This window comes from Humidesulfovibrio sp., assembly GCF_030689645.1.
In the GTDB taxonomy this organism is placed as follows: domain Bacteria; phylum Desulfobacterota; class Desulfovibrionia; order Desulfovibrionales; family Desulfovibrionaceae; genus Humidesulfovibrio.
This window is the reverse complement of record NZ_JAUYFU010000070.1, coordinates 1-16,291: the sequence shown is the minus strand read 5'-3', so window position 1 is coordinate 16,291 and position 16,291 is coordinate 1. Positions and strand designations below refer to the sequence as shown.

16 protein-coding genes and 2 tRNA genes are annotated in these 16,291 nt (G+C 63.2%); 13 read left to right on the top strand and 5 right to left on the bottom strand.

Annotated elements, in window-relative coordinates; genetic code table 11:
• The first annotated feature begins 18 nt into the window (after positions 1-18).
• Positions 19-94 (top strand) — tRNA-Arg (locus Q8O35_RS10145).
• Positions 95-236: 142 nt separating this feature from the next.
• Here the strand turns inward: Q8O35_RS10145 and Q8O35_RS10140 are convergent.
• The 5 genes from Q8O35_RS10140 to Q8O35_RS10120 form a co-directional block, all read right to left on the bottom strand.
• A complete protein-coding gene (locus Q8O35_RS10140) occupies positions 237-1,328 on the bottom strand; it encodes an HD-GYP domain-containing protein (RefSeq protein ID WP_305572868.1) in 1,092 nt (363 codons plus the stop codon).
• On the bottom strand, positions 1,325-1,717 hold the full coding sequence (locus Q8O35_RS10135; RefSeq protein ID WP_305572866.1) for a response regulator: 393 nt from the start codon (positions 1,715-1,717) through the stop codon (positions 1,325-1,327). Before Q8O35_RS10135 ends, Q8O35_RS10140 begins: the two co-directional genes overlap by 4 nt.
• The gene (locus tag Q8O35_RS10130) at positions 1,714-4,995 is read right to left on the bottom strand and encodes a PAS domain S-box protein (RefSeq protein WP_305572864.1); all 3,282 of its coding nucleotides are present in this window, start codon (positions 4,993-4,995) and stop codon (positions 1,714-1,716) included. Before Q8O35_RS10130 ends, Q8O35_RS10135 begins: the two co-directional genes overlap by 4 nt.
• The gene (locus Q8O35_RS10125; protein ID WP_305572862.1) at positions 4,992-6,017 is read right to left on the bottom strand and encodes an ABC transporter substrate-binding protein; all 1,026 of its coding nucleotides are present in this window, start codon (positions 6,015-6,017) and stop codon (positions 4,992-4,994) included. The genes Q8O35_RS10130 and Q8O35_RS10125 overlap by 4 nt, the downstream gene beginning before the upstream one ends.
• 248 nt (positions 6,018-6,265) lie before the next feature.
• Positions 6,266-7,465: an aminopeptidase gene (locus Q8O35_RS10120; RefSeq protein WP_305572872.1), complete on the bottom strand. Its 1,200-nt coding sequence runs from the start codon at positions 7,463-7,465 to the stop codon at positions 6,266-6,268.
• A 309-nt stretch (positions 7,466-7,774) separates the two neighbouring features.
• Between Q8O35_RS10120 and Q8O35_RS10115 the strand changes: the two genes are divergently transcribed.
• The 12 genes from Q8O35_RS10115 to ytpR all read left to right on the top strand — a co-directional run.
• Positions 7,775-7,963 (top strand): ferredoxin, encoded by a 189-nt coding sequence (locus Q8O35_RS10115; RefSeq protein ID WP_305572860.1) that lies wholly within the window; start codon positions 7,775-7,777, stop codon positions 7,961-7,963.
• Positions 7,964-8,190: 227 nt separating this feature from the next.
• On the top strand, positions 8,191-9,129 hold the full coding sequence (locus Q8O35_RS10110) for a YkgJ family cysteine cluster protein (protein ID WP_305572858.1): 939 nt from the start codon (positions 8,191-8,193) through the stop codon (positions 9,127-9,129).
• 4 nt (positions 9,130-9,133) lie between these two features.
• Positions 9,134-9,487: a hypothetical protein gene (locus Q8O35_RS10105; protein ID WP_305572857.1), complete on the top strand. Its 354-nt coding sequence runs from the start codon at positions 9,134-9,136 to the stop codon at positions 9,485-9,487.
• Positions 9,488-9,528: 41 nt separating this feature from the next.
• Entirely contained in the window at positions 9,529-10,158 is a 630-nt protein-coding gene (locus tag Q8O35_RS10100; RefSeq protein ID WP_305572855.1) for a tetratricopeptide repeat protein, read from the top strand.
• Positions 10,159-10,175: 17 nt separating this feature from the next.
• The gene (locus tag Q8O35_RS10095) at positions 10,176-10,889 is read left to right on the top strand and encodes a DVU0298 family protein (RefSeq protein ID WP_305572853.1); all 714 of its coding nucleotides are present in this window, start codon (positions 10,176-10,178) and stop codon (positions 10,887-10,889) included.
• Positions 10,890-10,959: 70 nt separating this feature from the next.
• Positions 10,960-11,036: transfer RNA gene (locus tag Q8O35_RS10090), tRNA-Val, on the top strand.
• Positions 11,037-11,135: 99 nt separating this feature from the next.
• Entirely contained in the window at positions 11,136-13,070 is a 1,935-nt protein-coding gene (gene thrS, locus Q8O35_RS10085) for a threonine--tRNA ligase (RefSeq protein ID WP_305572851.1), read from the top strand.
• Positions 13,057-13,602 carry a translation initiation factor IF-3 gene (infC, locus tag Q8O35_RS10080; RefSeq protein ID WP_305572870.1) on the top strand — a complete coding sequence of 182 codons (546 nt, stop codon included), beginning with the start codon at positions 13,057-13,059 and terminating at the stop codon, positions 13,600-13,602. Before thrS ends, infC begins: the two co-directional genes overlap by 14 nt.
• A 61-nt stretch (positions 13,603-13,663) precedes the next feature.
• Complete coding sequence (rpmI, locus tag Q8O35_RS10075) at positions 13,664-13,861, top strand: 50S ribosomal protein L35 (RefSeq protein WP_305572849.1); 198 nt, start codon at positions 13,664-13,666, stop codon at positions 13,859-13,861.
• A gap of 70 nt (positions 13,862-13,931) precedes the next feature.
• The gene (rplT, locus tag Q8O35_RS10070) at positions 13,932-14,276 is read left to right on the top strand and encodes a 50S ribosomal protein L20 (protein ID WP_305572843.1); all 345 of its coding nucleotides are present in this window, start codon (positions 13,932-13,934) and stop codon (positions 14,274-14,276) included.
• A gap of 12 nt (positions 14,277-14,288) precedes the next feature.
• Positions 14,289-15,350 (top strand): phenylalanine--tRNA ligase subunit alpha, encoded by a 1,062-nt coding sequence (gene pheS, locus Q8O35_RS10065; protein ID WP_371133121.1) that lies wholly within the window; start codon positions 14,289-14,291, stop codon positions 15,348-15,350.
• Positions 15,351-15,476: 126 nt separating this feature from the next.
• The coding region (gene ytpR / locus Q8O35_RS10060) for a YtpR family tRNA-binding protein (protein ID WP_305572838.1) at positions 15,477-16,291 on the top strand (815 nt) is incomplete at its 3' end.

The following is a 16,291-nucleotide window of genomic DNA, read 5'->3' as shown; positions in this document are numbered from 1 at the left end:
AATTCTTCCACCTCGCGTGGGCTCGTAGCTCAGTGGATAGAGCGCCGGACTACGAATCCGTAGGTCGCAGGTTCAAATCCTGCCGGGCCCACCACGCAAGTTCAGGGAGTTGTGACGAAAGTCATAACTCCCTTTTCTTTTCGTCTTTGCTTTATCCCTTCTGACCGCTCTCCCTTGTGTGTCGTGCATGCAGGCTTGTGCCCCGTGACCAGCACGGCCAGGGGCGCACGGCCCGGCTAGTCGCTCCACCTGTGGCGAATGGCGTTGATCTCGTCCTGGTGCAGGAAGAAGGCCTCCACCACTGCCGCGTCGAACTGGGTGCCGGCCCCAGCGCGGATGAGCTCCCCGGCCTTGTCCGGGTCCATGGCCTGCTTGTAGGGGCGGTCGCTGCACAGGGCGTCGAACACGTCGACCACAGTGACGATGCGCGCCTCCAGCGGGATGTCATCGCCCGAAAGGCCGAAGGGATAGCCCTTGCCGTCCCAGCGTTCATGGTGGCACAGGGCCAGCACGCGCGCCAGCTTGAGCTGCTCGCTGCCGGCCATTTCGCGCATCAAGAGCGGGTCTGAGCAGATCCGGTGCGCCTCGTCCTTGCTGTCCAGCGGACCTAGAATCTCGCAGCCGAAAATGCAGTGCTTCCGCATGGTGTCCCATTCGTCCGGGGTCAGCTTGCCGGGCTTGAGCAGCACCTCGTCCGGTATGCCGATCTTGCCCACGTCGTGCAGGGGCGCGCATTCGCCCAGCAGCTCGCAGGCGTCTTCGTCCATGCCCATGGCCCGGCCCAGCAGCCGGCTTATCTGCCCCACGCGGATGACGTGGCGGCCCGTTTCGTTGTCCTTATACTCCGCCGCGCGGCTCAGGCGCTGCATCACCTGCTTGCGCGTTTCCTCAAGCTCCTTGGTGCGCTCGCGCACCAGGCGTTCAAGATTCTCCTGGTACTGCTTGTTCTCGCGCAGCAGGCGCGCGCGGTCAAAGACCTTGTCCAGGGTGTAGTCAAGAATATTCAGGTTATGCAGCGGCTTGGTGATGAAATCCCAGGCGCCCATGCGCATGGCCGAGAGGGCGTCCTCCACTATGCCTACGCCGGAGAGCACGATGATGGGCACCTCCGGGGCCTCCTGGGTGGCGTGGCCGATGAAGGAGTACCCGTCCATCACCGGCATGTTCAGGTCCACAACCACGGCCTTGACGGCTTCGCGGTTGGCCAGAAGGATGTTCAGCCCTTCCAGCCCATTGGCCGCCTCCAGGGTCTCGTACTCCTGGTCCTCCAGGTGGGCTGTAAGGGAGCGCCTGAGTCCGGGCTCGTCGTCAATGATGAGAATGCTCATGCTGCGTCTCCCGGGAGCTTGAGGATCTGGCGGATGCGCGCGAGCATCTCGTCCATGTTGCAGGGCTTGAAAAACACGTCATCTTCGGTGAGGCCGCTTTCGCGCAGTTCCTTGGTCAGGGTGAAGTCCATGGACCCGGTGTGCAGGATGAACCGATCGCATAGCTGACGCTTTTCGGCCTGCAGAATGAAGGCCTGACCGTCCATTCCGGGCAGGCGCATGTCCACGATGCACAGCTCAGCGGTTTCATGACTTAGCTGCTCCAGGGCGTCCTCGGCGGATTCGCTGGCGCGCAGCGCGTAGTCCTCGAAATCCTCCAGATAGTCCTGAAGCAGGTGCCGGATGCGCTCCTCGTCATCGATGATCAGGATGCGCGCTGGGTGGTTCATGCCACCTCCTCATTGTGATCGTCCGCTGGCAGGTCGATGCTGAACAGCGTGCCTGCGCCGGGGTGCGATTTCACGGTCATTCTTCCGCCGTGGCCCTTGGTGACGATGAAATAGGACACTGAAAGGCCAAGACCGGTGCCAACGCCTGGAGGCTTGGTCGTATAGAATGGTTCAAAAACGCGGCGCTGCACCTCGGGCGGCATGCCCGGACCGTTGTCCTCGATCTCGATGCGCAGGAACTCGTCGTTGTTCCGCGCGCGTATGACTATCAGCGGTTCGGCCACAGGCGGTTCTGAGGTCGCCAGGGCCTGGGCCGAGTTGCGCAGCAGATTCAGGAGCACCTGCTCGATCTCCGTTTCCGTGCAGTGGACGACCAGCAGATCGTCCGCGTAGTCGCGGGTGATCTTTATGCGCTTGAAGTCGTAGCTTTTCTTCAGGTCGTAGTCGCTGCTGGCCAGGGTTACGGCCTTGTCGATGATGGCGGGCAGATCGCAGACCCTGCGTTTGGACTCGCTTGAGCGGCTGAAGTCGAGCATGTGGCGGATGATGGCCGAGGCGCGCACGGCGGCGGCCTGGATGTCCTCGATGAACACGTCAAGCTTGCGGGCCTGCATGTACTGTCGCAGCAGCTCCATATCAAGCCCCAGCTCCGCGGCCACCTCGAGGTTCTTCTTGAAATCAGGCCTGGTGCGCTGCACCATGTTCTGGGCGGCCTGGAGCACGATGCCCAGGGGGTTGTTTATCTCGTGGGCGATGCCTGCGGCAATGCCGCCGATGGAGATCATCTTCTCGGTCTGAATCATCATCTCCTGCATTTTCTTGATCTCCGTCATGTCGCGCACCAGAGCCAGCAGGTACCGTTTGTCCGCGATGGCCATGACGTGGCTGGTGATGGAGCATTGCAGGATCTGGCCGTCCCTGCGGCGGCCTTCGAATTCGAAATTCTCCACGTGCCCGTCGCGTTCCAGTATCTGGTAAAGTTCCGACCTGCGGGACTCGTCGGCGTAGAACCCCATGTGGATGGAGCTCCGCCCCACCAGTTCTTGCAGGCTGTAGCCCGTGAGCTTCTGGAAGGCGTCGTTGGCGTCGGCGAAGCGCTGGTCCGCCATGTCCACCAGGGCCATGGCCTCGGGAGAGAAACGGAACAGCCGCGAGAAGCGCTCCTCCGACTGCCGGAGCTGCTCCACGGCCTGGACGCGTTCGGTGATGTCCTCGAAGATTCCCAGCACGCCGACGGCCTGACCCGTGTCGTCCACAAGGGGGAGCTTGCTCGTCTCCAGCCAAATGGTCCGCCCGTTGTTCAATGCCAAAGACTCGACATAGCGCAGCTTGGGCTCCATGGTGGCCATGACCGCCTGATCGTCCGCGCGGTAGTTTTGGCTTGTTTCAGCGGGAATGGGCAGGTCGGCATCCGTCTTTCCCACGACATCCTGCGGGGAGCTTTGCCCCAGTGCGCGGGCGAAGGCCGCGTTGCAGCCCAGGAAAACGCTCTGCTTGTCTTTCCAGAAAATGGAGAGGGGTACGGTGTTCAATATGCTTTCGAGCAGGCGGCGGTTCCTGCCAAGCTCCTGATCGGCGCGGGTGCGTTCGGTGATGTCGCGGGCCACGGTCATGCGGTAACGCTTTTCGCCTATCTCCATCACTTGGCTGGACAAAGACAGGAAGATCTCCTCGCCGTTGCTGCCGTGCGCCCTCGCCAGCACGTTCAGGGCGTGGCCCTCGGCCTTCACGCGTTCGGTTATCTCCTGCAGCTGGGTTTCATCGCCGTACAACGCTAGTTCGGCGATTGTCTTGCCAATGACCTCCTCCCGGTCAAGGCCGAAGCTGTCGGTGAAGGTCTCGTTCACGTCCACCACTGTGCCGGTGTCGAGATCGGAGAGCACGATGCTGTCTGGGGAGAGCCGGAACAGGCTTGAGAAACGCTCTTCGGATTGGTGCAGCAGCTCAAGGGCCTGCATGCGTTCGGTGATGTCCTCCAGTGTGGCCACCACGCCGTGGGCCTCGCGGCCTTCCACCACCAGCGGCGTGGCGTTCAGATACAGGGCTTTGCGATTCCCGCCGGGATGCTTGTACCAGGTAAGCAGGCCGAGAATGGGCGTGTGCTGGGTGAGTGCGCAGGCGATGGGCGAAGTCTCGCCCAGAAGCGGAGCGCCCTCGGAGTCCTCCAGTTCGATGACCTTTGGCAGAGGAGCGTCAGGGGCAAGGTCCAAAATGGATCGGGCCTGTCGGTTCATATACTCCGGCGCGCCCGTTGGCCCGAAAGTGACGATGCCCACGGGTGAGAGTTCGGTGAGTGTGCGGTGGTCGGTTTCGGAGTTGCGCAGGTTGGCCATGATCCGCCGCAGGGCGCCAAGGGCCAGGGCCACGATGACCAGGGTGATGAGCGAGATGGCGCCGCTCACGGCGGCCAGGCGCGTGGCTGGAGCAAGCAGCTCGTCTTTGCTGACCTCAATCACCAGAATCCAGCCCGTGACCTCGTTGCGGCGGCTCAGGCACATGCGGGGTTCGCCGTCGCGGGTGAAGTGGTGGATGGACCCGCTGGACGCGTTGACCACCAGTTCGGCGACATGCCCGGCAGGTCCGATGGAATCGAAGGCGGCCCAGGTCGGCGAGCCCAGCATTTCCCCCCGGGCGGTCATTATGTAAGCCCCGCCGGTTCTGCCGATGTGGGAGTCGTTCAGCATGGGCTTGGCGAAGGTCTCGGTGTGCGTAAGGCCTACAACCACGCCCACCACAGTCCCGTCCGGGCTGCGAAGCGGAGTGGAGGCCACGAGGATGGGCTGGCCGGTGACCCTGGAGACAGGCTCGGTCTCCAGGGTGGAGTGGCCGGCCAGGGCCTTTATGTAGTATTGCCGGTCAGACACGTCCAGGCTTCCTGGAAGCAAGGGGTTGGAGGCCATGAGCATCTGCCCCATGTTGTCCAAGAGGTATACGCGGTCAAAAGAACCATTGCGTACGTAGGCTTCCAGCTTGCGCTGGGCCGCCACCCGGGCGGAGCGCCCCAGATAGGAGTCCTCCAGGGCCAGACGCAGCACGTCCTCCTGGGCCACCAGATTGATCTGGTTGGTCATGTCGCGTGCCTGGAGGTTTATCTCGCGGTCGAGAAAATTCAGGGTCTGCCCTATCTGTCCCTGGGCCAAGTGCTCCACTGTGCTTTTGGTGTAGAAGTAGCCCACGAGCGTCGTGATGAGCACGCCCAGGACCACAGTTGTGAGCACAGGCGCAAGGTAGCGGTCCAGCAGAAAGCGCCCGGATAATATGTTTGGCTTCAGCCTCACTTGATCACCACTTCCGCAGCATTGATGATTTCATAGGGGATCTGCAGGCCAAGCCGCTCAGCGGTCTTGAGGTTCAGCACAACCCTCCCCTTTTGGTTGATGCGCACGGGCAGGCCGCCTGCCATTGCGCCCGTGTTGAGCAGCGTATGGGCCATGGCCCCGGCCAGAAGCCCCTGCTCGTGACCCGACTCCAGCACGCCGCAAAGCAGCCCGTGCCCCTCGGCGTAGTCGGCAAAGCCGAGGGTGGGCAACTTGTTGTTGGCCGTGTTCCAGGCGTTGACCGCATCTGCGGAAACCGTGCGGCCCGTGGTCTCGTCAACCAGTGAGTGGTATATGCCGAAAGCCAGGGCGTCGGTTCTGGACTGGTAATACTTCACGAGGCGTTGCCACTGCTGGTAGGTGCGGATTTTTTCCACCCCTGCGATTTTCACGGCGTAGGGCCCGTTTCGCTTGAAATCGGCCTTGAAGTCGTCGAGGACGAAGCCGCTGGACTCGGAGTCGTCAACAAGCAGGGCCGCCGAGCGCATGGTGGGCTTGATTTTCTTGAGCAGGGCGAAACCCTCGCGGAAGTGCCAGCGTTCGCGCACGCCGGAGACGTTGGCGGCAGGGAATCCATAGAGGGAGAGCGGCGCGTTGACCCCGCAGAAGATGACCTGAGGCGAGGCTTGTCCCTTGAGGTGGGGCTTGGCGAGGTAAAGCTGAGCCGCGTCGTCCACGGTGATGACAACCTGAGGCTTGCTGGCCTTGATGCGTTCCAGAATCTCCAAGGCCTTGTCGCGCAGATGCTCCGGTTCTGGGTCGCGCTTGGCGTCCAGGTAAAGCGTTTCAAGCTTCACCTTGTGGCCGTGCAGTCCCTGCTTGATGCCTTGGCTGACGGCTTGGGTCCATATATATTCAGGGTCGTAGCTGTGGACCACCAGAACCGTCTGCTGGGGTGATTTCTCCAGCGGGGGATTGGCAAAGGCCGTGCCCCCCATGGCTAGGGCGAGGAGGGGGAGGAACAGAAACCGGTCCCAGCGCATCGCATACTCCCGCCGTGAGCCGTGGGGCCTCGGCATTGGTGGCTTGGGAGCCACAAGACAGAATACTCTATGTTTATCGAAGCGCTTCGTTTCTGTCCAGCGATGCCCCGAGATTGCTTCAGCGGGGAGAAGGCGGTTGATGTGAGTCCGGGGCTTGGCGGTGAGCAGTGCGGCAGGGGGGGCAGGCGGGTAATCAAGCGAACCGGAGCGCCTCTTGTCCAGCGGCGCCCCGGTTCGCGGCCGAGCAGTTAGAGGGCGAACTCTCCGCCCTTGTAAATGACAACGCTTCCGCCGCCCTTGAGCAGGGCGGTGACGGTTTTGTCCTCGGTGTTCACCAGGTCCCAGTGCAGGGCGGAGTCGTTGAAGCCCAGCGCCTCTTTTTTGGCCGCGTCCAGGCTGGTCTGGTCTCCGGCGTAGGTGTCGGAGTAGCTGGCGCCAACAGCCACGTGGCAGTTGCCGTAAGGCCCGCCGAAGTTCTCGTCGAACAGCGTGCTGGCCATGAAGGCCCCGATGCGCGAGTGGCGGCGGTCGGTGAGGGAGAATTCGCCCAGTTGCGACGCGCCCGCGTCCATGGACAGCTGCTTTTTCACGAAGTCTTCGCCTTCCTGGGCGCTTATGCCGGTCACGCGTCCGGCCTTGAACTCCAGGCGCACTCCGGCCACCCGGTTGCCGGAGCGGTAGGAGGGCTGATCGGCGTAGTACACGCCCTCGGTGCCGCGCCAGTCGGGCGAGAGGAACACCTCGAAGCTCGGGATGTTGTGCCCGGAAACACCGAGCCAGCGTCGGTCGGCGCCAGGGTTCACCGTGAGGTCGCAGCTCTCGCTTTCGATCTTCAGGCGGTCGATCTCAAGTTTGCCCAGCGAATCCTTCACGCGGGTCACGTCGGCGTGGACCTCGCGCCACTTGGCCACGGGGTCGTCGGTGTCGAGGAAGCAGGCCTGCTTGATCTGCGCGGCGTACTCCTCGATGCTCAGGCCTGCGCACCGGGCCTGCTCCTGCGTGGGGTAGGCGCAGAGCGTCCAGCCGAAGTCGCCGGTCTGCTCGCGCGCTTCCATTATTTCGCGCAGGAATTTCCGGGCCACTGCGGCCAGGCCGATCTTGCCCGGGTCCACTCCTGCCAGGTGCGTGAGCGAAGCCGGAGCGATGAGCGACACGAGGCCGGAGAGATTCTCCATGAGTTCGCGGTCGCCGGGGGTGATGGTCTTGATCTGGGAGTCCGAGCCCTTGCCGTAGAAAGAAACCTCCATGGGCGAGGTGAGGTTCTGCCGGGGCACGGGAACCATGCCTTTATCCATGAGCAGGTCGTAGACAGCCTCTGCTAGGGGGGTGGCGGCCTGGTCGAAGCGCAACAGAATGACGTCGCCCGGCTGGTAGGGGTTGGTGCGGGCGGTGGCGAGCCCCCACCACAAGGTGCGGGCGTACTTGGCGAGTTCGGCGCTGGAGAACATATGTTTCTGCCTCAAGGGGGCGATTTCCGGCGGACGCAGGCCCGGCGCGGATGGGCCGAACCATAGCCCAGGCGTCGGCGAAGCTCAACATACGTTAAATTACGCAGCGGCGCAGACAATCGACTGCATGTCTTGACACGGAAGCCGACCTGGATATATCAGCAACCCCGGAGCCAGCGCGCTCGCCGCTTGGCCATCGAGCTGGGGGAAGCGGCGTCTGGTCCCGCATGTCGCGTCCTTGTTTTCGATGGGAGCGCAGAGCGAACGGGGCAGAATTTTTTTTCTTATTATACACATCTGGAGGGTACAATGGGCTACAAGGTTACTGTCGATACCGACAAATGCACCGGCGACGGCGAGTGTGTGGACGTTTGCCCGGTTGAGGTCTATGAACTGCAGGACGGCAAGGCCGTTGCTGTGAACATGGAAGAATGCCTGGGCTGCGAGTCCTGCGTGGAAGTCTGCGAGCAGGACGCCATCGCCATCGAGGAAGAATAGCAATAACAGCTCCGGCTGAGACTACGGGGGCGGCGCTTGCGCCGTCCCCGCATTTGCCGCCTGCTTGGCGGACGGGGCGTCGAGAGAGAATCATGTCCGCCTGACCGGGCGGAACGGGGCCGGGTGAATCCCGGCTTTTTTGTATCGCGGCCCCCTTTACTCTCCCCGCCAGGGGACTCATATTTCTGTCATCACCATCACGAGCGACTGTCAGCGAGGAGTGCCGCATGGCCCTTGATTTTTCCGAATTCTTCAAGCGCTACGAGGCGATAATCGGCGAGGCCGACCAGGTTTTCAACACGGTGAAAGCCAAGTTCGCCGACAACGTGCGCTGCGAAAAAGGCTGCAGCGACTGTTGCCACGCCCTGTTCGACCTGACCCTGGTGGAGGCGCTGTACCTGAACAGCAATTTCTATCAGCGGTTTTCCGGCAAGGACAAGAACGCCGTGCTGGAGCGCGCCGACGAGGCCGACCGCCTGGTGCACCGCCTGAAACGCGACGCCTTCAAGGCCGTGAAGGAGGGCGCAAACGCCCAGGAGATCCTGGCCGAGATGGCCAAGGTGCGCGTGCGCTGCCCGCTGCTCGACGATGCCGGCGCCTGCCAGATGTACGACAAGCGGCCCGTCACCTGCCGCATCTACGGCGTGCCCACGGCCATCGGCGGCTCTGCCCACACCTGCGGCAAGTCCGGCTTTGAGCAGGGCAAGCCCTATCCCACCGTGTACCTGGACCGCATTCAGGACCGGCTGTACGCCCTGTCGCACGAGCTGGCCGGGAGCCTGGCCACCCGCTACAAGGGCTTGGGCGAGGTGCTGGTGCCTGCTTCGCTGGCGCTCTTGACCGACTATTCCGAGGAGTACCTGGGCATAATGACCGAGAAGGAGGCCGCCGACGCCAAGTCCGAGGCCTCTGCACCAAAGGCCGCCCCCGCCGCCCCTGTTGCTCCGGCTGCGCCTGCCGCCCGGCCCCGCGCCCAGATGGCGCCCATGGCCAAGAACTCCGGCAAGGGTCTGGCCGCCTGCAAGGGCTGCGCGCCGGAGACCAAGAAGGGCGGCTGCGCGGGCTGCACGCCCACCAGCCTGACCATCGGACAGGCGCCTGCCGCCAAGAAGCCCGCCGCGAAAAAAACCGCGGCCAAGAAGTCCACTGTAAAAAAGAAGGACTAACGCCATGGAGCGCATGTACACCCCAGAACAGGTTGAGGAGCAGAAGCGGGCCATGTACGAGGGCCTTTCGCCCCGCCGTCGCCGCTTCGTGGACCGCATCGGCTACGCGAGCTGGGATCCTTACCAGGCGCCCTTCGACCCCATCGATATCCGCACGGACGCCATGGGTTACACGACGCATGACCTTTTGAACAAATACTTCAAAAGTCTGCCCGACATGCCTGATCCTGACTACATGCAGACCTTGTCCGAGTTCATGGTCATGCTGGTCATGAACATCGAAAAGGTCCGTCCCATTCTGGAGTTCAGCGACTGGTATAACGCCCTGCTCAAAGAGCGCGGCATCAGCTTGAAATAACCGCCCGCCCCGGAAAGGGGAGGGCGCGAGGGAGATACTCCATGACCGAGCAGCAGTTCAGCAACGTTGACGATTATATCGCCCACCTGAAGGACAAGCTCCGCCAGGCCCCGGAGTGCGGCAACACCCACTACAACTTGGGCGTGGCCCTTCTCTCCAAGCGCGAGTACATGGACGCCGAGCGCAGCTTTCGCGAAGCCATGACCAACTCGCCTAAAATGGCCGAGGCCTATGTGCAGATGGGCGGCATCTGTCTGGAGCGCGGCGATTTGGAGGGCTGCCTGAACTTCAACCGTCAGGCCACCCAGATCCGTCCGTTCTTTGCAGTGCCCTGGGGCAACATCGGCTTCGTGCTGATGCAGCTGGGCGATTCCGACAAGGCCATTCCGGCCCTGCAGAAGGCCATCAAGTACGACCCGAACTTCGTGCAGGCCTTGGCCACCCTGGGCAGCGCGCACTTCTCCCGCGGCGAGATGGAAGAGGCGGTCACCGCCCTGACCAAGGCCGTGGAGCAGCAGCCCATGTTCGGCCCGGCCTGGAACAATCTGGCCCTGTGCAGCGCCGAGGTGGGCAACTGGCCCCGTGCGGCGGAGTGCGCCAAGAAGGCCCAGGAGACCGGGTACGACGTGCCGCAGGCCTTCCTGGACGAGATCGCCCAGCACGTGAAGTAGGCCGCCAGGGGGCTTTCATGGCCCATTTTCGAGACTTGAAGCGCTCCATTCGCGGGCTGCTGTCGGGCCAGGACTGGCGGGAGCGTCTGGTTGAGCTCGCCGCCGTTCCCGCGCGGCAGCTGCCAGGCCCGCTGTTTTCGCTTTTGTTGGACAAGGACGAGCTGGTGCGCTGGCGCGCGGCCGAGGCCTTTGGGCGCACAGTGGCCCGCATGGCCGACAGCCGCGAGGCCGGCGAAGGGCTGGAGGCGGCGCGCATGGTGCTGCGCCAATGCCTGTGGCGCATGAACGAGGAGTCCGGCGGCCTCGGCTGGGGCATCCCCGAGGCCCTGGGCGAGAGCCTTGCGCGGCATCGGCGGCTGGCCGGAGAGTTCAACCGCGTGTTGGCCTCCTACGTGCGCCAGGAGGTGCGCGGCGAGGGCAACTATCTAGAACATGCGGCGCTTCGGCGCGGCGTGTTCTGGGGCCTGGGCCGGCTGGCCCAGAGCTTTCCCGAGCTTGTGGCTGGCGAAGTCCCCGCCCTTCTTGCGGGCCTGGCCGACGAGGACGGGGCCAACCGAGGCTTGGCCGCCTGGGTGCTGGGCCTTTTGGGCGCTGCCCAGGCCGCCGATGGGCTGGCGGCCCTGGCGGACGACGCCTCGGAAGTGGCGCTGTTTCTGGATGGCGAGCTTCTTCGCACCACGGCGGGAAGCCTTGCGCAAGAGGCCCTTGAGCGGTTCGGCGCGGCAGATTGAAAATTTTCCGGCATTTCGTTGTTGACAAGGTCCTGGGGTTTGGGTAAACGGTCCTTCCCTTGAGCAATTTAGGCGCGTAGCTCAGTTGGTTAGAGCACTTGCTCGACACGCAAGGGGTCAGGAGTTCAAGTCTCCTCGTGCCTACCATATTATGCAGAAAGGGAGGCCTCGTGCCTCCCTTTCCCTTTTTCTTCCACAAGGCTCTGCGCTCGGGATCGCCGGGCCGTGTCAACAAGGAGCTTCGCCGTGCAACTTTCCGTGGCCGGTCAGCAGATTTCCGTTGAGGCGGGGGCCACCTTCGCCGATGCCTTCAAACAGGCTCTCTCCAACAAACAATACAAGAACCTCGTGGTGGCCCGCTGCGGCGAGTCCCTGCTTGACCTCACCACCGCCATCCCGGCGGACTGCGCTGCCGTTGAGCCCGTTTTCGCGGACTCGCCGGAGGGGCTTGTGGTCATCCGCCACTCCACCGCGCACGTCATGGCCGAGGCCGTGAAAAAGCTGTTCCCCACCGCCAAGGTCACCATCGGCCCCTCGGTGGACAACGGCTTCTATTACGATTTCGACTACGAGCGCCCGTTCACGCCCGAGGACCTCGAGGCCATCGAAGCCGAGATGTTGCGCATCGTGGGTGCGGACAAGGCCTTCGCCCGCCAGGAGCTCACCAGCGCCGAAGCGCGCGCGCATTTCGACGCCGACGGCGAGAAATACAAGGTCGAGCTCATCGACGACCTGGGCGTGGAGCAGGTCTCCACCTACACCCAGGGCGGCTTCACCGACCTGTGCCGCGGCCCCCACGTGCCCCGCACGGGCCTTTTGAAGGCCTTCAAGCTCACCACAGTGGCCGGGGCCTATTGGCGCGGCGACGAGAAGAATCCGCAGCTCCAGCGCATCTACGGCACCGCCTGGGCCACTCCCAAGGATCTCAAGGTCTACCTGGAGCGCCTGGAAGAGGCCAAGAAGCGCGACCACCGCAAGCTGGGCACCCAGCTGGACCTGTTCAGCTTCCACGAGGACGTGGGCGGCGGCATGGTGCTCTGGCATCCCAAGGGCGCGCTGACCCGCGCCATTCTGGAAGACTTCGAGCGCAAGGAGCACCTGAAGCGCGGTTACCAGTTCGTGCAGGGCCCGCTCATCCTCCGGCGCGAGCTGTGGGAAAAGAGCGGCCACTACGACAACTACCGCGAGAATATGTACTTCACCGAGATCGATGAGCAGGCCTACGGCATCAAGCCCATGAATTGCCTGTCGCACATGCTCATATTCAAGAGCCGCCTGCGCAGCTACCGCGATCTGCCCCAGCGCTACTTCGAGCACGGGGTGGTGCACCGCCACGAGAAGAGCGGCGTGCTGCACGGCCTTTTGCGCGTGCGCTCCTTCACTCAGGATGACGCGCATATTCTTTGCCGCCCTGACCAGCTCCGCGAGGAGATCATCGGCGTGGTGAAGTTCGTGCGCGACGTCATGGACATCTTTGGCTTCAACTTCGAGGCAGAGATCAGCACCCGGCCCGAGAAGAGCATCGGCTCGGACGAGGACTGGGACCGCGCCACGGACGCCCTCAAGGACGCCCTGGAGCACATGGACATGCCCTACGCCATCAATGCGGGCGACGGCGCGTTCTACGGCCCCAAGATCGATATCAAGATCAAGGACGCCCTTGATCGCAGCTGGCAGTGCGCCACCGTGCAGTGTGACTTCACCCTGCCGGAGCGCTTCGAGCTGTCCTACATTGGCGAGGACGGCAACAAACATCGCCCGGTGATGCTGCACCGCGTGATCCTGGGCTCCATCGAAAGGTTCATGGGCGTGCTCATTGAACATTTCGCAGGGGCCTTCCCGGTTTGGCTCGCGCCGACACAGGCGCGCATCCTCACCGTGACGGACGCGCAGAACGGTCATGCGGAAAAAGTCTTGCGGTTTTTGCAGGAAAAGGGCATACGCGCCGAAGCGGATGTGCGGAATGAGAAGCTCGGGTACAAGGTGCGCGAGGCTCAACTCGACCGGATCCCCTACATGCTTATCGTCGGAGACAAGGAAGTGGAAGCCGACGGCGTCAACGTGCGAGTGCGCGGCGGCGCCGATGTCGGGTTTGTTTCACTTTCCGGGGTGGCGCAGATTATTCTGGACGCAGCCCATGAACCTTTCAAGCGCGGAGGGATGAGCTATAGCTTTTCCTAGAAGGCAGGACCAACATCCTAAGGATGATGGCGTCCGCCGAAACGAGCGGATACGTATTCCCCAGGTGCGCGTGGTCGACGACGAAAGCACGCAGCTGGGCATCATGGCGACCTCTGAAGCCTTGGCATTGGCGCAGAACAAGGGGCTCGACCTCGTTGAGGTTTCCCCCAACGCCGATCCGCCTGTTTGCCGCATCATGGACTACGGAAAGTTCAAATACGAGCAGCAGAAGCGTCAGCAGGAAGCTAAAAAGAAGCAGACCGTTATACAGATCAAGGAAGTCAAGTTCCGGCCCAAGACCGATGAACATGACTACCAGACGAAGCTGAAGCACATTCGCCGCTTTCTGGAAGAGGGCGACCGCTGCAAGGTTGCGGTTTTCTTCCGGGGACGCGAGATCGTGCACAAGGACCGTGGACAGATCATGCTTGACCGCGTGGTTGTGGACACGGCCGACATCGCCAAGGTGGAGCAGCCGTCACTGTCGGAAGGCCGCACCCTGGTGATGATGCTGACCCCGGTGAAGAAGTAGAGCCCAAGGACAGCCCTCGCGGCGGTTCCGTCCGCCCGTTGAGCATATCGAGGAGGAAACCATGCCCAAGATGAAGACCAACCGCAGCGCCGCCAAGCGCTTCGTGAGCAACGGCGCCGGCAAGTTCAAGCGCCGTCGTCAGAACCTGCGCCACATCCTGACCAAGAAGGGCGCCAAGCGTAAGCGCCGCCTCGGTCAGGGCACCATGGTTGACGATGCCAACCTGGGTGCCGTGAAGCGCCTTCTGCCCTACGGCTAACCATAAAACCAACGACGTCGTGCCTGTCGGCTAACGCTGACTGTGCCATAAACGAATCGGAGGAAGTACAATGAGAGTTAAGCGCGGAGTTGCCGGCCACCGTCGGCACAAGAAATTCCTGAAGATGGCCAAGGGCTATATCGGTGCCGGCAGCCGCCTGTACCGCACCGCCCGCGAGCGTGTTGAGCGCGCCCTTTGTTTTGCTTTTCGCGACCGCAAGCAGAAGAAGCGTGACTTCCGCCGCCTGTGGATCGTGCGCATCAACGCCGGCGCCCGCCTGAACGGCCTGTCTTACAGCAAGCTCATCGGTGGCCTGGCCAAGGCCGACATCGCCGTCAACCGCAAGATGCTGGCTGACCTGGCTGTGCGTGAGCCCGCCGTGTTCGCCCAGATCTGCCAGGCGGCCAAGGCGTAGAACGTGAACGAGATGCTCAAGTCCTTCCTGGAAGGACTCGATGGCCTGACCCTGGAGTGTGAAGCACGCCGGGGTCAGGCTTGCAGTTTAAAGGACCTGGAGGCCCTGCGCGTCGAATTCCTCGGACGCAAGGGCAAGCTCGCCGCCGGTATGGTCGCCCTGGCCCAGATGGGCCCGGAAGACAAGCCCGCCGCCGGAAAGAAGGCCAACGAGGTCAAGAACGCGCTCACCGCGCTGCTTGAATCCCGCCAGGCCGAGCTTGAGGCCGAAGCCGCCAAGGACGCCCTGTCCGGCTTCGACCCCAGCCTCCCCGGACGCCGACCCGCTCCTGGAAGCCTCCACCCCGTCACTCTGGCCATGCAGGAAATCTGCGAGGTGCTCACAGGCCTTGGCTTTGAAGTGGTGGCCGGGCCGGAAGTGGAGAACGACTGGCACAACTTCGAGGCCCTCAACATGCCCCCGGACCACCCGGCGCGCGACATGCAGGACACCCTGTACGTGTCGGAGCGGGTGCTTCTGCGCACGCACACCTCGCCTTTGCAGGTGCGCACCATGCTCTCGCGCAGGCCGCCGGTGGCGGTCATCGCCCCGGGCAAGGTGTACCGGCGCGACTCGGACATCACCCACACCCCCATGTTCCACCAGATCGAAGGTCTGCTTGTGGACAAGGGCGTGAGCATGGCTGATTTGCGCGGCACGCTGACCGCCTTTGTGCGCCAGTTGTTCAGCGCGGACACCAAGGTTCGCTTCCGCCCCAGCTTCTTCCCCTTCACGGAGCCCAGCGCCGAGGTGGACATCTCGTGCATGCTCTGCGGCGGCGAAGGGCACATCAAGGGCGAGCCTTGCCGCGTGTGCAAGAAGACCGGCTGGGTGGAGATCCTGGGCTGCGGCATGGTGGACCCCAACGTGTTCCGCGCCGTCAATGCGGCAGGCGTGGGGGGCTACGATCCCGAGTCCGTCACGGGCTTCGCCTTCGGCCTTGGCGTGGAGCGCGTTGCCATGCTCAAGTACGGCATCGGCGACTTGCGCATGTTCTTTGAAAACGACGTGCGTTTCCTCGAACAGTTTTCGTAGTTTTCAGGCGCCCCGCGCCCCGGCTCTCGCACCTCCGGCAACCCGGACTGCGAAGGGATGGGGACCGGGGCGCCCTTGTCTTACCGGGGTGCGATGAAGCCCCCTCAAGCCTTAGGCGAGGCGGTTATGCTCATCAGTTTGCAGTGGCTCCGCGAGTTTGTGCCCTTCCAGGGTTCTGTGCAGGAACTGGCCGAGCGCCTGACCATGCAGGGCCTTGAGGTCGAGGCCATCATCGACCCCTTTGAATCCATCGCGAAGATCGTGGTGGGCCATGTCGCCGATCGCGCTCCCCACCCGGAGTCCGACCATCTTTCCGTATGCACCGTGGACGTGGGCGCGGCGGAGCCGCTTCAGATCGTCTGCGGCGCGTCCAACGTGGCCCAGGGGCAGAACGTGCCCGTGGCCATGATCGGCACCACCATGCCCGGCGGCCTGGAGATCAAGAAGGCCAAGCTGCGCGGCGTGGTGTCCTGCGGCATGATCTGCTCCGAGCGCGAGCTGGGCCTGTCGGAAGAGCATTCCGGCATCATGGTCCTGCCTGAGAGCTTCCGCCCCGGACAGCTCATCACCGAGGCCCTGGGCCTGGAGCGGCAGGTCATCGAGGTCAGCATCACGCCCAACCGCGCGGATTGCCTGTCCGTGCTGGGCATTGCGCGGGAGACCGCCCTGGGCTTCGGCCTGCCCCTGACCATGCCCCGGCTGAACCTTGTGGAGGACGCCGCAGCGGGCGACGCCGCCAAGGCCGTGCGCATCGACATCGCGGACGGCGAGCTTTGCCCCGTGTACCGCGCCCGCGTGCTCACCGGCGCGAAGATAGACAAGAGCCCGGACTGGATGCGCTACCGCCTGCTGGCCATCGGCCAGCGCCCCATCAACAACATCGTTGACGTCACCAATTATATTTTGATGGAGCTGGGCCAGCCCCTGCACTCCTTTGACCG

Coding starts and splice junctions, on each gene's coding strand:
- Q8O35_RS10140 (WP_305572868.1), bottom strand. CDS start 1,328: ATGAGCATTCTCATCATTGACGACGAGCCCGGACTCAGGCGCTCCCTT.
- Q8O35_RS10135 (WP_305572866.1), bottom strand. CDS start 1,717: ATGAACCACCCAGCGCGCATCCTGATCATCGATGACGAGGAGCGCATC.
- Q8O35_RS10125 (WP_305572862.1), bottom strand. CDS start 6,017: ATGCGCTGGGACCGGTTTCTGTTCCTCCCCCTCCTCGCCCTAGCCATG.
- Q8O35_RS10120 (WP_305572872.1), bottom strand. CDS start 7,465: ATGTTCTCCAGCGCCGAACTCGCCAAGTACGCCCGCACCTTGTGGTGG.
- Q8O35_RS10115 (WP_305572860.1), top strand. CDS start 7,775: ATGGGCTACAAGGTTACTGTCGATACCGACAAATGCACCGGCGACGGC.
- Q8O35_RS10110 (WP_305572858.1), top strand. CDS start 8,191: ATGGCCCTTGATTTTTCCGAATTCTTCAAGCGCTACGAGGCGATAATC.
- Q8O35_RS10105 (WP_305572857.1), top strand. CDS start 9,134: ATGGAGCGCATGTACACCCCAGAACAGGTTGAGGAGCAGAAGCGGGCC.
- Q8O35_RS10100 (WP_305572855.1), top strand. CDS start 9,529: ATGACCGAGCAGCAGTTCAGCAACGTTGACGATTATATCGCCCACCTG.
- Q8O35_RS10095 (WP_305572853.1), top strand. CDS start 10,176: ATGGCCCATTTTCGAGACTTGAAGCGCTCCATTCGCGGGCTGCTGTCG.
- rpmI (WP_305572849.1), top strand. CDS start 13,664: ATGCCCAAGATGAAGACCAACCGCAGCGCCGCCAAGCGCTTCGTGAGC.
- rplT (WP_305572843.1), top strand. CDS start 13,932: ATGAGAGTTAAGCGCGGAGTTGCCGGCCACCGTCGGCACAAGAAATTC.
- pheS (WP_371133121.1), top strand. CDS start 14,289: ATGCTCAAGTCCTTCCTGGAAGGACTCGATGGCCTGACCCTGGAGTGT.